Annotated in this window: 11 protein-coding genes; 6 read left to right on the top strand and 5 right to left on the bottom strand. The window is 55.1% G+C overall.

What is annotated here, in order from left to right:
• A partial coding sequence (locus CBB91_RS03145) for a TonB-dependent receptor (RefSeq protein ID WP_273011995.1) occupies positions 1–1,428 on the bottom strand: 1,428 nt, incomplete at its 3' end.
• Between the two features lie 205 nt (positions 1,429–1,633).
• Complete coding sequence (locus CBB91_RS03150; RefSeq protein ID WP_345906716.1) at positions 1,634–4,819, bottom strand: PAS domain S-box protein; 3,186 nt, start codon at positions 4,817–4,819, stop codon at positions 1,634–1,636.
• 436 nt (positions 4,820–5,255) lie between these two features.
• On the opposite strand from CBB91_RS03150, the gene CBB91_RS03155 reads away from it, so the two are divergent.
• Entirely contained in the window at positions 5,256–6,032 is a 777-nt protein-coding gene (locus CBB91_RS03155; RefSeq protein ID WP_273012001.1) for a response regulator, read from the top strand.
• Positions 6,033–7,181: 1,149 nt separating this feature from the next.
• On the opposite strand, the gene CBB91_RS03160 is transcribed toward CBB91_RS03155, so the two are convergent.
• Positions 7,182–7,682 (bottom strand): flagellar basal body-associated FliL family protein, encoded by a 501-nt coding sequence (locus CBB91_RS03160; RefSeq protein ID WP_273012003.1) that lies wholly within the window; start codon positions 7,680–7,682, stop codon positions 7,182–7,184.
• 130 nt (positions 7,683–7,812) lie between these two features.
• Between CBB91_RS03160 and fliF the strand changes: the two genes are divergently transcribed.
• The 5 genes from fliF (at position 7,813) to CBB91_RS03185 (ending at position 12,084) form a co-directional block, all read left to right on the top strand.
• Complete coding sequence (gene fliF / locus CBB91_RS03165; RefSeq protein ID WP_273012006.1) at positions 7,813–9,333, top strand: flagellar basal-body MS-ring/collar protein FliF; 1,521 nt, start codon at positions 7,813–7,815, stop codon at positions 9,331–9,333.
• Positions 9,326–9,892 carry a hypothetical protein gene (locus CBB91_RS03170; RefSeq protein ID WP_273012009.1) on the top strand — a complete coding sequence of 189 codons (567 nt, stop codon included), beginning with the start codon at positions 9,326–9,328 and terminating at the stop codon, positions 9,890–9,892. The genes fliF and CBB91_RS03170 overlap by 8 nt, the downstream gene beginning before the upstream one ends.
• A 2-nt stretch (positions 9,893–9,894) precedes the next feature.
• Positions 9,895–10,221 carry a FliM/FliN family flagellar motor switch protein gene (locus CBB91_RS03175; RefSeq protein WP_035547854.1) on the top strand — a complete coding sequence of 109 codons (327 nt, stop codon included), beginning with the start codon at positions 9,895–9,897 and terminating at the stop codon, positions 10,219–10,221.
• Entirely contained in the window at positions 10,205–10,987 is a 783-nt protein-coding gene (gene fliP / locus CBB91_RS03180; RefSeq protein ID WP_273012012.1) for a flagellar type III secretion system pore protein FliP, read from the top strand. Before CBB91_RS03175 ends, fliP begins: the two co-directional genes overlap by 17 nt.
• Positions 10,988–11,001: 14 nt before the next feature.
• The gene (locus CBB91_RS03185; RefSeq protein ID WP_273012014.1) at positions 11,002–12,084 is read left to right on the top strand and encodes a FliG C-terminal domain-containing protein; all 1,083 of its coding nucleotides are present in this window, start codon (positions 11,002–11,004) and stop codon (positions 12,082–12,084) included.
• A 52-nt stretch (positions 12,085–12,136) separates the two neighbouring features.
• Here CBB91_RS03185 and CBB91_RS03190 read toward each other — a convergent pair whose 3' ends face one another.
• Together CBB91_RS03190 and CBB91_RS03195 are read right to left on the bottom strand one after the other, a co-directional pair.
• Positions 12,137–13,240 (bottom strand): flagellar basal body P-ring protein FlgI, encoded by a 1,104-nt coding sequence (locus tag CBB91_RS03190; protein WP_273012017.1) that lies wholly within the window; start codon positions 13,238–13,240, stop codon positions 12,137–12,139.
• Between the two features lie 5 nt (positions 13,241–13,245).
• Entirely contained in the window at positions 13,246–14,226 is a 981-nt protein-coding gene (locus tag CBB91_RS03195; RefSeq protein ID WP_273012019.1) for a flagellin, read from the bottom strand.

The following is a 14,226-nucleotide window of genomic DNA, read 5'->3' on the forward strand; positions in this document are numbered from 1 at the left end:
GGTCTCAAAGTCATTTTCCGAACCTTGAGGGCGGTTCCGGAATTGAGTGAACAGGAACTCCGACGGGTCGGTTACATCAGTATTGCCGTAGCTAATCGCCGGAAGCTCAAGATTGTTCCGGAAGTCATAGCTGTAGCCTTCGACAGGATTGGCGGCATCGAAGAACACAGTGGCCTGAACCGGATTGTCAAAATTCGATGACGACTGACCTGCAAAGAACGACCCTCTCAGCTGATCAGAGAAGTCATGCTCTACTTCAATCGTGAACTGATTGAACTCTGTCGTGTAATAGTCACGGCGATGTTCGCTGCGCATTGGAATGATGCCATTGCTGGCGTCGGCAAGCACGTCCCCTTGCAGATAATCAAGCACGCCATCGCTGTTCACATTGTAGTCCGTGACGGCGATATTATCGGTGTTCGAGCGAACGAAGACTTGCAAGAACTCCTCATCACGCTGAGCGTCGAGTTCTGAGTACAGNCCCTCNATGGTCACAGTTGTNTTGTCGGTCGGTCGGAATTGAACCGCNCCCGTCAGACCTGTNCGTTCCTGATCATATGTNAGGCGGCCGTAGCGAGGNATCCGNGCATAATAGGAGTTCCGCACNTCATCNCATCCNGCAGANAGCGGGTCAGCTCCGANACAGTCAACGCCNTCGACNGAGCGGAATGTGCCGAGATCGTCAAAGCGAACTGATGAGAAGCCCTCTTCGCGGATTGTGCGATCCTGGAACGCCGCAGACAGNAATGCGCCGAACNTGCCATTGTCGCTCTTGTAGGACGCAAGTCCAGCNAGGCGAGGCGAGGTGTCCTCCACGAGGTCATTGTAGAGTGCCTGCCCGGATAGTGAGAAGGTCCAGCCAGCATCATAATCGAGCGGACGGGCGGTCTGCAGTTCCACCACAGCACCGAGCGATCCTTCTTCGATCGAAGCAGATTGCGATTTGCGCACAACGAGCTGGCTAAACAGTTCGGANGCNAANGTGTTGAANTCAAAAGANCGGCTTCTGTTTGTCCCGCCTGACGCATCGGAGCCACCGCCAGTCGCCANGGCATCCATGCCGTTGATGCGTACGCGTGTGAAATCGCCGGAAAGGCCGCGCACAGTGATGCGACGACCCTCGCCGGCCTGACGATCAATTGCGATGCCCGGAATACGTTGCAGGGATTCTGCAAGGTTCAGGTCAGGGAATGCAGCAATGTCTTCTGCAACGATTGCGTCGACGACCCCAGTCGACTCTTTCTTGAGGTCCAGTGCTTCAGCGAGGGAGTCCCGGAAACCGGTTACCACAACGCTATCAAGCCGACGATCCGTCTCGTCGACGGCTGTTTCTTCAGGTGTTTCCTGTGCATAAGCTATCGACCCGGACAGCAGAAGGCTGGCCAGGGACGCGCCCGCAAGGACTCTGACTCTAGTGGATACCCGCATATTGAATTTTCCTCCCGATAGGTATTTTTATCACCGGAATGACACCGGTGTCAGAAATGGNTTACTGCATTTCCTGCTTATGTTCAAGCCCGACCCGAGATTGAACAAGGCAAAATTAAACCTGTCGTTTAGAGGTTCGCGGATGTTTGACGAGGGCGTATGGTTAGCGTCGGCCCAAATCGCTTGTGCTACATCAGGATTGTAATCACGAGGCAGCCCGTTCTGTGGCTTGCAGAAAGCTTTTCAGCCCTGCCGCCAGTTCTTGCGTGGGTTTCCCGTCTTCNGCCAGCTTTGAAGCAACGGANTCCAGCGAGAAGGCCGCGTCNGAGACTTCCTTGAATCCGAAGCTTCCNGCGCTGCCGGCAATCGAATGGGCCAGTTGGCGGATTTCGCGTAGCACATCCTCTGAATTTTCAATGTCGAAGATCTTCGAAACTTCATCCGGGACAGTTGAGAGATACTCTCGGTATCGGTCCGTGAGCGCACCTATGGGGTCTGTCTCGGGTTCTGGCGCCGATGCGNGCGCTGTCGCATCACAAAGTTCCGCGATCCGGCTATTCAGTTCGGTGATGTCGATTGGCTTAGCGACGTGAGCGTTCATGCCCGCCGCCAGGCAATTGGATATCTGCTCGGGCATCACATTCGCGGTCAGGGCAATGATGGGTATGTTTCTGGCCGGTTCGTCCAATTCGCGGATCATGCGGGTTGCTGTCATACCATCCAGTTCCGGCATCTGAACATCCATGAGAATGACGTCATAATTGCCCCCGGCGCGCAGATCCTCAATTGCTTCTTGGGCGGACTGGAAGACTTCCACGGTGTGACCAAATTTTTTCAGACCCAGTTTCACCAGTTCGAGGTTCATCGGCACGTCGTCGACGGCCATGATCCGCATCTGTTTTGTCTGACCGGGTGACGCCCGTGTGGCGCGTCCCGATACTTCGTCTTGGGACGCTGGTCTGTATGGCAGGATCAATGTCGCGGAGGTTCCTTCGCCCACCGTGCTATCCAGAGTGAGTTCACCGCCCATCAGGCGTGCCAACGACCGGCTGATCGACAAGCCGAGTCCAGTGCCACCATAGACGCGCGTTATACTGTTGTCCGCTTGGCGGAAGCCTTCGAAAACGCTTTCAAGNTTTTCTGCAGGTATACCCGGCNCCGTATCGGTGACAGTCAGATTCAGNGCATCNTCAAGCACGTGGGCGCTGATGTGGATGCTTCCCGATTCTGTAAATTTCGCAGCATTGCTCAGTAGGTTGGTCAAAATCTGCTTGAGTCGAACCTCATCAGTATACAGGGCAATCGTACCGGCCGAAGTCGTTATGGGAACGGTTTTTCCTTCCCGCCCCGCGAGAACAATCTCGATGGTTTCCTGTATCGTGTTTGCAACATCGACTGGGCGATCTTCGAGAACGACCCGCCCGGCTTCAATCTTCGAATAGTCCAATATATCGTTGACGATATCACGGAGCATCCCCCCTGCCGACAACGCGCGTTGAGCGAACAGTTTTTGCTCAGCATTCAGATCTGTCTGGCTGAGCAGTTGTGTGAATCCCAGTATGCCGTTCAGAGGCGTTCGTATCTCGTGGCTCATATTCGACAGGAATTCTGCCTTTGCCTTCTCGGCGGCTTCAGCCTCGGCCCTGGCTTCGGCGAGTGCTGTTTCTCGCTCCTTGCGGTCCGTAATGTCGCGGAAGGTCGAGATAATTTCTACTGGCTTCCCATCGGAGCTGCGAATTATCTTCGGATTGCCCTCAAGCCAGATGATGTTTCCGTCCTTGTCTCGAACACGGAATTCCCTGAGCACGAGCGGATCAACCGAGTTGTTCTCGAATAAGTCCCTCGTAACTGAGGACGCGAAATCCTTGTCTTCCGGGATAGTGAAGTCGATGGTTGACAGTCCGATAGCGGTTTCAGAAGTCACGCCGAGAATTTCGCATGATGGCGACGCATAGGTAATGATGCCATCCAGACCGAAGCGAACAATGATGTCGGTAGAGTTGTCAGCAATGGTCCGATAATTTGCCTCACTGCTTGCAAGCGCTTCGATCACCCGTTGCTCATCTGTGATGTCCTTGAATACACCGAAGATGCGCTCAACGTTCCCTTCCCTGTCGGTCAGTATTTCACCGATAGACCGCACACGCCGCTTCTGACCATCGGACTTTCGGATGAGTGTGGCTTCGAATTCCCAGCCTTGGGCATCCGTAATTGCATGTTGGACGAGGTCGCGAATCCGATCACGATCTTCTTTCGCGTAAAATAGAATGGCGTCGCCATACATCGGATTGAACTCTTCCGGCGTAACGCCGTGAATAGCGTACACTTCCGGAGACCAGACGACTTCCTGAGTGACGGGATTCAACGTCCAGTGCCCAACGCCGGCCATGCGTTCTGCGAGATGGGCTTTGGCCAGCATTTCCTGTTGTTCCCGCGACTTGTCTCTTAGTCGAGCCCGGGATTTCCGGATTTGTCGCATCAACCGCCGCCGATCCGATGCTGCTGCGCCGATTGCCAACCCCAAAACGGAATTGGTCGCCAGGAACAATTGGAGCGCGAGAATTTGCGCAATCGTGTCCCCTGTCATCAGCGCGAGCGGCCCGGACCCGGCAAGTGTAAAGGGCAGCGCGATGGCCGTGATCATGAGAAGGCCAACTGCTGCGGCTTTCACTCCGCGGCTGAAGGCCAGGAATACCAGCGCGGGCGGCACCAGGAACAGGAATGGATAGGCGCTTTGCGCGAATACGAAGAAAGTCGTCGCGCAAAGCAAACCGAGCTTTGCAACGTACTGAAAGTCTGGCGCATTGGTGCCGTACTTCGAAGAGCGCTCCAGAAGAGACCAGGTGATTGGCGCGAATAGCAAAATGCCAAGGAAGTCCGCAGAAAACCAATTCAATGCCTCGCGCAGGACGAATGCCTCGCCTGTTACCAGTAGACCAATGGCAGCCAATCCAGCAGAAATCGCGCATCCGATGGTCGACCCTGCCACAAGAACTGAAATTCCCGGCAGACTGAAGAAGCGAACGGAAGGCACGCGCTCAAAAACGTAAAGGACGCAGCAGATCTCAGCGAGATTCGCGAGAGTGAGAATGGCGGATCGCGGAATGTCATTGCCTGAAGTCAAGTTCGCGGCGAACAGGCCCATGCCGGTGGCGACAAGGAGCGACAGCCAGTTGGAGCGATGGCTTTTCAGTAGAAGGGCGATCAAGATGGCATTGATCGGCCAGATTGTGGCGATCTGACCTGCGCCTCTTGTGAATTCGATTGCAGCGACTGCGATCACATATGCGAGNATACTAACAGCGAGCGCTCTAACGGTCAGCGATCNAATCGCGCCGGNACCTGTCACGTTCTTCAGGACCAGGTTTCTGGAATGAGGCTGTTCCATCATTTCAGTGGTCTCGGCGACTGCGCCTGACCGAATGTCCCCTCACGAAATGAGCGGCCAGACTGGCATAGACGAAACATAAGCAAAGTGTCCCAAGTCAGGTAGNGTGTATGNTCTTGTTGGATAGTTTCAGATTCGCGTGCTTTCGAAGCAAGTGCTCAAACCATTTCCGGTCTGAAATACCTTCGCGACTCGCCAACCGTCCGTTGCGACCAATATGAATGAAATCGATTGTTGTTTGATAGAGTTAACATCCAGATAGCGTGGCAGATTCGGCAATATAATGCGCCAAAAAGAGGGATAATTGACAGTTTTGCTGCGCTTTCAAGTAGAAGCAAGCTGCCGAGAGGCGTATTGTTCCTAACGGAAATAATTGCCAAGCAAGCACTGAGTGCTCGCGAGCAAACCTTGGCCCGATATCAAGAAGAGGGGACCGTTCTTGATTTTCAAAGCTGTATCCGAGGCGCTCCCATCGCTACGCTCGTATGCGCACTTGCTCATTGAGGACACAGTCGCTGGGGACGAAATCGTCGGTCATGTGTTGAAGGACCTCGTTTACGATGACGAGACGTCCGAGTGCCAGGAAGTAAGCCGAGAGGATTTGTTCCAATCGGTCGATGCGAGATTGCTGAACCACCTGCAGGCGATGAGCGATGGCGGAGCGGCATTGGAAACGTTGCGGGGGCTGACCCTTTATGAGCGAAGATGCCTGTTGCTTACGGCGATTGGCCGGTTTGAACCGTGCCAGGTCGCGCGAATTACCGGGATAAGCCTCGGAACCGTCGAGTATGTTCTCAACCGTGTTCGGCCCATAGTTTCCGCCGCGCGGTGCACAGGCGTGCTGATCATCGAAGATGAGCCGCACATGGCAGAGTTGTTGGGGGTATTGGTTGAGCAGTCCGGACACCACGTGGCTGGCATCGCTCACACGCTGGACGAAGCTGTAGAGCTTGCGCGCTCAAAACAGTTTGAATTGATCCTCTCAGATATTCAGCTGCATCATAGCGAAAGCGGCAAAGACGCCGTCCAGAAGATCTGCTCTTTGGTGGGCTGGCGCATTCCGACGGTTTACATCACTGCGCATCCAGAGCGTGTCTCACCAGAAGAGGCCGCGCAGGCGGATGGTCTGATCTCGAAGCCGTTCGATATCTGGCGTGTTCGCGAAGCGATTGACGGGGCTTTGGGCCGTGCGACGGCCCACCAGCAGGCCGGTTAGTGAGTTNNCGCTCTGGTTCGCCTCCCAAACCAAGGTGCTAGGGGGCGATCGAATCCGATCGTAGATCGCTATTCTTCGCAGCGATNTTNACGCTGACGATGTAGGCCTTTTCATTATCCATATTGGCCAGGATCAGACCCGCCTGATCGCTTGGTATGAGGCGCAGAAAGCCAGCCGCAAAGCCAGCNTCCATCTGATCGAAGATACCGGCAGCCTGATCAGGTTTCATGGCTGCATACATCTGGGCCAGATGGTGCAAGTCCTGATTGGCGGTATCAGACATTTTCTGCCAACGGGTGTCCAGCTGCTCCTGAATCTGCTTGAGATCCTCGGCCTGCTGGGCAAGTTCGAGCTTGCGATTACGCAGTTCAATCTCGTCTTGTCTCAAATCGGAGATGCGTTGCTCTATGTCCTTCTGATCCTGCTCCATCGCGGCGGCAAGNTCGCCCGTCAGGCAGACATTCTGGACGCGATCAGATTCATCAACAGTCATGGCCTGCGGGAGCGCCTTGAGCGGGTCGTTCACGGTCGAGGCGCGGTCCGTCGTCGCGAAAGCCTGCGGCAGCCAGCGTGTGCCACCTGCAATCGTGAACAGGACGCCAATGGTGAGAAGGACGTGAGTGCGGCCTTTGCTGTTCATTCCTTCAACCCTCGTAAACCCGTTTGGACTTGCTCATTTGTTCTTCATCGAAAAGGTAGTCTGCGCTGTCGAAGCGTGCCGACGTGCGATCAGCGATAGCTTCGAGCCGTTTCGTCAGCCGTGTGATTTCAGTGATCTTGCCAGATGACGCTTCAAGTGTTTCTCGCAATGTGCTGCGAATGTCGGCATCGGCCGCTTGGATGCGACGTGACAGTTCGCGATCTTTCACTTCCATCGCCGTCTTTAGCTCTTTCAGCTTTTCCGCAGTTTCCTGAGCCTCTTTCATTGTCGCGGCGAGCCGGTTGGCCAGGTCACCGGCCTGAGCTTGCGTTTCGTGCCGCGCAGATGAGACAGCGGCGACAGAATCCGACATTGCCCGGATCGTGGCGCCAAGGCCGTTCTTGGTGTTCTGAAGCGCTTTCAGCCGACGGCTGAGCAGCGCGCAGTAAAGGCATGCNGCNAAGGAAACCAGAAACAGGGCGATGTCGGAGATCTCGAAGGGCATCGGCTTACCTCAGCAGGAATTCAGTGATGAGGACGCCGTGCGACGCCTCCGGGCCAAGGACAACTTCAGATCTCACCGCGAGCTGTTCGCGCATTCGGGGATAAAAGTCAGCGGATTCAAAGTCCGACAGCGTCAGGGCGCGCAAATAACCAACAAAGGCGTCGACCAGCATCGGTTCGGCCTTTTTGACGGCNCCCATGTGTTCACTATCGGAAATCACAGACATGTTGATTTTGACATAGCGGGTCGCTGGTTCGTTGCCGATTGTCACGAGAATTTCCTGCAGGTCGACATATACATAATCGTCCATCGCCAACGGCGCGTGTGCGGGGCTGCCTTNCTCGTGATCAGCGCAGGCGAGCACAGTAGGCTCGTCGCCGCCCGACAAAATGAAGACCGTGCCAAATGCGCCAAGCGCGCAGACGACTGCGAGCACAATAAGAGGTACGAGTCCGCCGCCGCTCTTCGGGGCGTCGCCAGGTTCCTTTTCCGGATTCGAAGCCACCAACGCCCCCGATCAAACTATTTGCCGCTGGTTCACGCATATTAAGGGTCGGGTAAAGGAAGCGTTAACAATTTCACGGAAAATATTAACCAAATCGAGAGTCGATGTCGTAAACGGGAAGTACGCATCCATGAAATTGCTGGAAACACTCAAGGCGCTATCGGTCGCGCAGAAACTGGCGCTTGCCGGTTCGGTGGCTGGCGTTGTCATCGCCATGACAATGATGGTGCAGGGTGCAGTCCAACAGCCGAAGGCATTATTGTATTCCGGCCTTGATCCGATGCACACGGGCGAAGTGATTGCAGAGCTCGAAAAGCGCGGCGTNGATTATGAGCTTCGGGGTGAGGCGATCTTNATTCCGCAGTCGGAACGCGACTCTGTTCGCTTCTCGCTTGCAAAGGATGGCCTGCCACAACAATCGGTGCAGGGATACGAATTGTTAGACGATGTGAATGGGTTTTCGATCACATCGGAAATGTATAACGCCGCCTATTGGCGGGCCAAGGAAGGTGAGCTCACGCGAACCATTCTTGCCATTCCCGGCGTTTCATCCGCGCGGGTACACATCGGCGCCAGTTTGCGCTCAGGTTTCTCACGTTCTGGGCCGCCGCAAACAGCATCTGTAACGCTTGTCTCTAACAGCAAGGTCAGCGCCAGCCAGGCTGAAGCCATCCAATACCTTGTGGCGCTGGCTGTGTCTGGTCTGGACCCCGCAGATGTTGCCATCATTGATCCCAAGCGAGGCCTTCTTGCGGGCCCCAATGTAGACCGGATGGAAGAACCGGCGATTGTTGCAGAATCCCAGTCTACCCGTCTCGAACAAAAGATTCTTCGCCTTCTTGAGGCGCGCGTCGGGCCTGGTAATGCGCGAGTCTCGGTATCTGTCGATGTCAATCGCCAGCGCCAGCGCGTGTCCGAAATTGTCTATGATCCAAGCTCACGNGTGATCCGGAATCGGACTACGAATGATGTCAGNGAAGCGAGCGGAGGCGGATCGGCTGGNGTTACCGTTGCCAGTAATCTGCCGCAGGGCGCAGGTGGGCAGGCTGGAGGCTCAAGCACTCTCAAGAACTCGACCGAGAGTGTCGTATACGATGTGAATGAGACCCGCCGGGAAACTGAAACACTGCCCGGCGAGATCGAGCGCATCTCTGTGGCTGTTCTTTTGAACGAACAGGTCCTCGGCTTTGATGCGAATGCGGAGGACTCTGCGCCGCTCATGCGCAGTCTGGTGTCTGATTTCGAACAACTGATCTTGTCGGGAGCNGGCCTAAGCGCAGATCGCGGAGATTCCCTGACGGTAGAGTTGATGCCGTTTCAGGAAATCGAAGTTGAGGAACTCACACCCGCGCCGAGTCTCGTCGAGACTTTGACCGAGCGCTATTTCTGGTCNGGACTTCAGGCCATACTGCTCGGAATTGTGGTTATCGTGCTTGGATTCGGTGTGGTGCGTCCTCTCCTGTCCCAAAGGTCGGCTTCAGTCCTNGATACGACGGCGGACCCGGCGGTCGATGGATCGGGTGTGCTGACGACTGAATCCGTCGACGCGCTGGACTATCTCAAGAGCTATACACGAGAGCGTCAGGATGAGACAGCCAGTCTGTTGGAAGAATGGCTGAACGAAGACCGAAAGGCGCTCGTCAATGAGTGAGTCCCTTTTCGCGAATCTTCCGCGGTTCGACAGTGGAGACCTTCCAGCTGTGCTTGCGGAAGCGCCTGATCCAGTTGTCGCGGAGCCAGAACTTGTTCAGGTGGACGAACTTGAAGATACGCCGGAGCCAGCGGCTCAGATAGATCCAAATGTAGAAGTGTTGCTGAACCGTCTGGCGCAGGAAATTGAACAGGCGAACAAACGGGTCGTGGCTCAAACAGCAGATTGGGTGTCGGCGATCATTGAGCGATTGTTTCCGGAACTATCCAAAGCATTCCTCGCCGAAGAGATCGTGCGCCAGATTCCAAACCTGCTTCCTGACACGCCAAACCATGCGGTGTTATCTGCGCCAGCGCCACTCGCGGAGCAGCTCACTGAGATCATCGAGAGCAACCCCCGATTGTCCAACTCATGCATTGTCCAGGTCTCAGAGGATGCGGAGCTCCATGACGTTCAGGTCTCTTGGGAGACTGGAGGACTGTCATTAGAGTTTGATGAGCTTCTGGCCGCCTGCCTCGAACGCCTGCAATCCTACAAAACGCCTCAAAAGGACTTTTAGAGATGGCTATTCCCGAAATGACGCCTTCGGATGAAATTGCGATTGAACAGCAGGAAGACGTCCTTCCTGGTGGTAAGGCCTATCGATCAATCTACAACGTCCCAGTGAACGTGATCGTGTCCATCGGTCAGAAGCGCCTGACGGTGGCAGAAATTCTAGACCTCAAACCCGATTCCGTCATCGCGCTTTCCGCGAAGATAGAAGACCCGGTGTCGCTTTCGGTTGACAACAAACTGATCGCACGTGGCGAACTCATCGAGACTGAAGAAGGCGGGATCGGAGTGAAGATCACGGAGATCGCGGAGGATCCCGATGATAAAGGGACCTGATTTCGTTCCGCGCTTTCTTGGCGGGGTCATTGTATTCTTGTTTCTTTACGCGGTCTCAGGGGCCGCTTTTGCGCAAGAAATAGACCCATCGCAGATACAGGTGCCTGAGGGGCTTCTAACCAATGGTGGGGAAGGGGGGCTGAGCGGGTCAGTCATCCTGCTCCTTGTCCTGGTTACAGTTCTGAGTCTGGCGCCCGGTATCGCCATGATGGCGACCTGTCTGCCATTCATGATCATCGTCTTCTCATTCCTGAGGCAGGCGATTGGCGTTCAACAGGCGCCGCCCAACATGTTGATCATGGCGCTCGCAATGTTTCTCACATTCTTCGTTATGGAGCCGACCTTCATGGAGGCGTGGAACAACGGCATCTCACCTTACATGGATGGTGCCATTGACGAAGGGCAGGCCTGGACCGCCGCAACAGAGCCGTTTCGCGCATTCATGACGGCCCGCGTAGACCCTGAGACCATTCCGGTGCTGGCCGATGCTGTGAATCGTCCGCTGGAAGAGGGCGAAGAACCTTCCTTTGCGCTCTTGTCGACGAGCTTCATGTTGTCAGAGATCAAACATGCGTTTCAGATCGGGTTCGTTATNTTCTTGCCCTTCCTGATCATCGATCTGGTCGTGTCGTCTGTTCTGATGGCGGTTGGTATGATGATGGTGCCTCCGACCGTTGTTTCGCTTCCCTTTAAGGTTGGGTTCATTGTTCTGGCGGATGGCTGGTTGAAGATCACAGAAGCACTTCTGCGAGGGTATGCCGGATGAGTTCGGTTGTTGAAATGAAACAGGGTTCCACGCCACAAGCGGTTGCACGCGCGACCCCTCCGCTGCCGGCCTCGGCGCTCAAGCTTACTCGCGCTCAGAAGGCTGCGGTCGTGATCGCAATGCTTGGTGAGGCTGAGGCGCGGCCGATTGTCGAACGGTTGGATGACCGCACCATGGCGCAAGTCGCAACGGCGCTGGAAACAATCTCCACACTCGCACGCGAAGATTTGATCGAGATTGCTGTCGACTTTCTGAGAGAGCTGCGCGCAGCAAGTGGCTCCTTCTCGGGCGGGCAGGACAAGGCGCGTGAGATCATTGCGAACTTGCTGGACCAGAACCGCTATCAGCAGATCTACGGATCAGAGGAATCTGTCGAATCTGGTGCAGAGGAAGTTGCCACAGATACCTGGCAAAAGCTGGAGCGCCACGATCCACAGAAAGTGGCCGATTATTTCAGCAGTCTCACGCCGAATATCATTGCGCTCATTCTGCGCCGGATCGACGTAGCCGCCGCGTCCGAAATCGTCGGGTTTCTCGAGGAGAACCANCTCGACCCGGTTGTTGGTCATCTCGTGGAAGATGANGCGCCAGACGCCGAAATTTACACCGTGCTCGCGCACATGCTGGAAATAGAATTGCTCAACAAAGCCGAGGGCGCGAGCGAGGGAGACGACAGTCATCTGGACGTGATCGGTGAAATGCTCAGCCTCGTGCCAAGTGATCGCCGCGACCGGATTTTGGCATTCCTGAGCAGCACGCATGAGAGCAAACTCAAAAGTATTGAACGGGTCATGTTCACGATCGACAGCTTGCCGGAGATTCTNCCAAGAGAGGTTGTCTCTGTTGTCTTCCGTGAACTGGGTGACGAGTCGATGACGCGGTTGCTCGCGAGTCTTCGGACGAGCGGTGGAGANGTCACAGANTATCTTCTGAGCAACATTTCATCGCGATTGGCAGANCAATACCGCCTGCAGCTTGAAGATGTCCCGGAAATGTCGCCTGAAAAGGTCGAAAAGGTCCAGCGAGAGTTTCTTCTNTCGCTGATGTCGCTCAAGCGGGATGGCACGATCAAGATCGGCAANCCNGAAGAGGACTAGGCCGCGTATCGNTGTCTCGGCTTACGCTCAAGCGAGAGCGANTTGNTCNGATTCAGCGAATGATCAGGTCGGCGTGTAGTGCGCCGGCTGTCTTCATCGTCCGGATGATGTCTGCAATTTCCTGGGGTGTCACGCCGAGTGCATTGAGNCCGGCGATCAGNTCGGAAAGCGAGACATTTGGCTCCANCATGGCGATGTTTTTGCTGCCAGTCTGACCGATCGTGATTTGTGACCGCGGCAGCGCAATCGACTCCCCTCTTGCAAATGGGTTTGGCTGCGACACGACAGGGCTTTCGACGACCTTGATCGAGATGTTGCCCTGAGCAATCGCGACTTTTGAGATCGTGACGTCTTCTCCGAGCACAATCGTTCCAGACTTTTCNTCGATCACGATACGGGCGGGAACGGAAACGCTGACTGGAAGGTTTTCGATGTCTGCCAGAATGCGGGAGGGTGAGCCCTGAAGACCGCGAAGGTCAAGATCAACAGTGCCGGGATCGCGAGTGTAAGCAACTTGAGTGCCGTATGCGGTGTTGATCACATCTTCCACGCGCGCAGCCGTTGTGAAGTCGGGATCGCGGAGGGCCAGGGTCAGGCTGTCTCGTTGATTGAAATCATAGCCGATCTCGCGTTCAACACGGGCACCATTCGGGATCGCACCAGCCGTCGGCGTGCCACGCGTTTCCCGCGCCGCCTGAGCTTGAACATCAATACCAGAAACGATGATGCTCCCTTGGGCGACAGCGTAGACTTCGTTGTCCGCGCCTTTGAGCGGGGTGAGGATCAAGGTGCCGCCTTCCAGGCTTTTTGCGTCTCCAATTGATGACACGGAAATGTCGATCGTCGATCCACTCCGTGCGAACGAGGGAAGGGTGGCTGTGACAAGAACAGCTGCGGCATTATTCGGCTTGATGTCCTCGCCCTGCACATTCACGCCAAGGCGCTCAAGCATGTAGGTGAGGGAATCTTCGGTAAATGGAGAATTTCGGACCGAGTCCCCAGTGCCATTCAGACCAACGACGATACCGTATCCGATGAGATCGTTTTGGCGAACGCCTTCGACATCCACGACGTCNCGTATGCGCGTTTGTGCTGTGANATTTGTTGCTGNGGTCAATGCAACGAGACAGGAGAGAGCGAGCGTTTTCCAAAACATCGTGATTAGCCTAGATAGTTCAGGAGTGAGAGTTGCGACAGCCGTGCGGTTATCATGTACGAGGCTTCGAGCGTGGTCTCCAGAGACTGNAGTTCACTNGCCGCTTCATACTGATCGCGGGCAGTCAGATTGTTGAAGGAGGCCGTCAGGATCGTTTCTTCTGCAGCAAGGCTTTCAAGNTCATCTGCAATTCTCTGTTCGAATACACCAAGATCCGCACGAAGATTCGTGATCGCTGTTTCACTCGCGGAGAGTTTGAGCGATGTCGATTCGATTAGGCCGGAGTACCCATCGAGGTTTGCGATGCTTCCATCCGGACCTGAGAGAGACAGAATAGCCAAATTGCGGATCTGCGAGCGAATAGCTTCATGGTCCGCATTCACCCCGTCGGGATCAGAAGTCGTGGTATTGCCTTGATAGATGTTCTGCTGCCAGCCGCCGGTCGGAGAACTGAAATAGTCATCGAGCTGGGTTTCNAAGTCGTTGGCATCAGTNGCCATTTGAGCGATCGCTTCGATGTCAGCTAGCAGTTGATCTGAGCCAGCAAACGGGATGGAAGATGTTGCATCCCCAGCAAACAGGAATCTCTCGCCATAACGCGCGTTCAGCGCCGACATTGTCGTTGAAAGAGCAGCTTTTGCGTCTCGGGAGGCAGTTGCGATTTCCGTTTCATGGCTCCCAACAACTGCACTGAGCATGCTGGCCGCAATACCCGTGGAACTTTCTTGTACGGTTGTGAGGCTGGACTGGACGAGCGAGAGCCTGGCGCTTCGCAGGTCCAGAACCTCCTTCTCGGATGTNAGGTCGGTTAGTGCTTTCTGGCTCAGCATAGCCTTGCCGATTCGACCGGAGAGATGCAGCGTCAAATCTTCATATCGTCCTGTCGTTGCCTCAGTGGACGTCTTTCCGATCTGTGATCTGAGTTCTGAGATGTGCTGGCTCAGCGTGGAGGTCATGAGACCCGAAGATATGGCAAAACGATCCAT

This window comes from Hyphomonas sp. TMED31 (assembly GCF_002172815.1).
Classification (GTDB): domain Bacteria; phylum Pseudomonadota; class Alphaproteobacteria; order Caulobacterales; family Hyphomonadaceae; genus Hyphomonas; species Hyphomonas atlantica.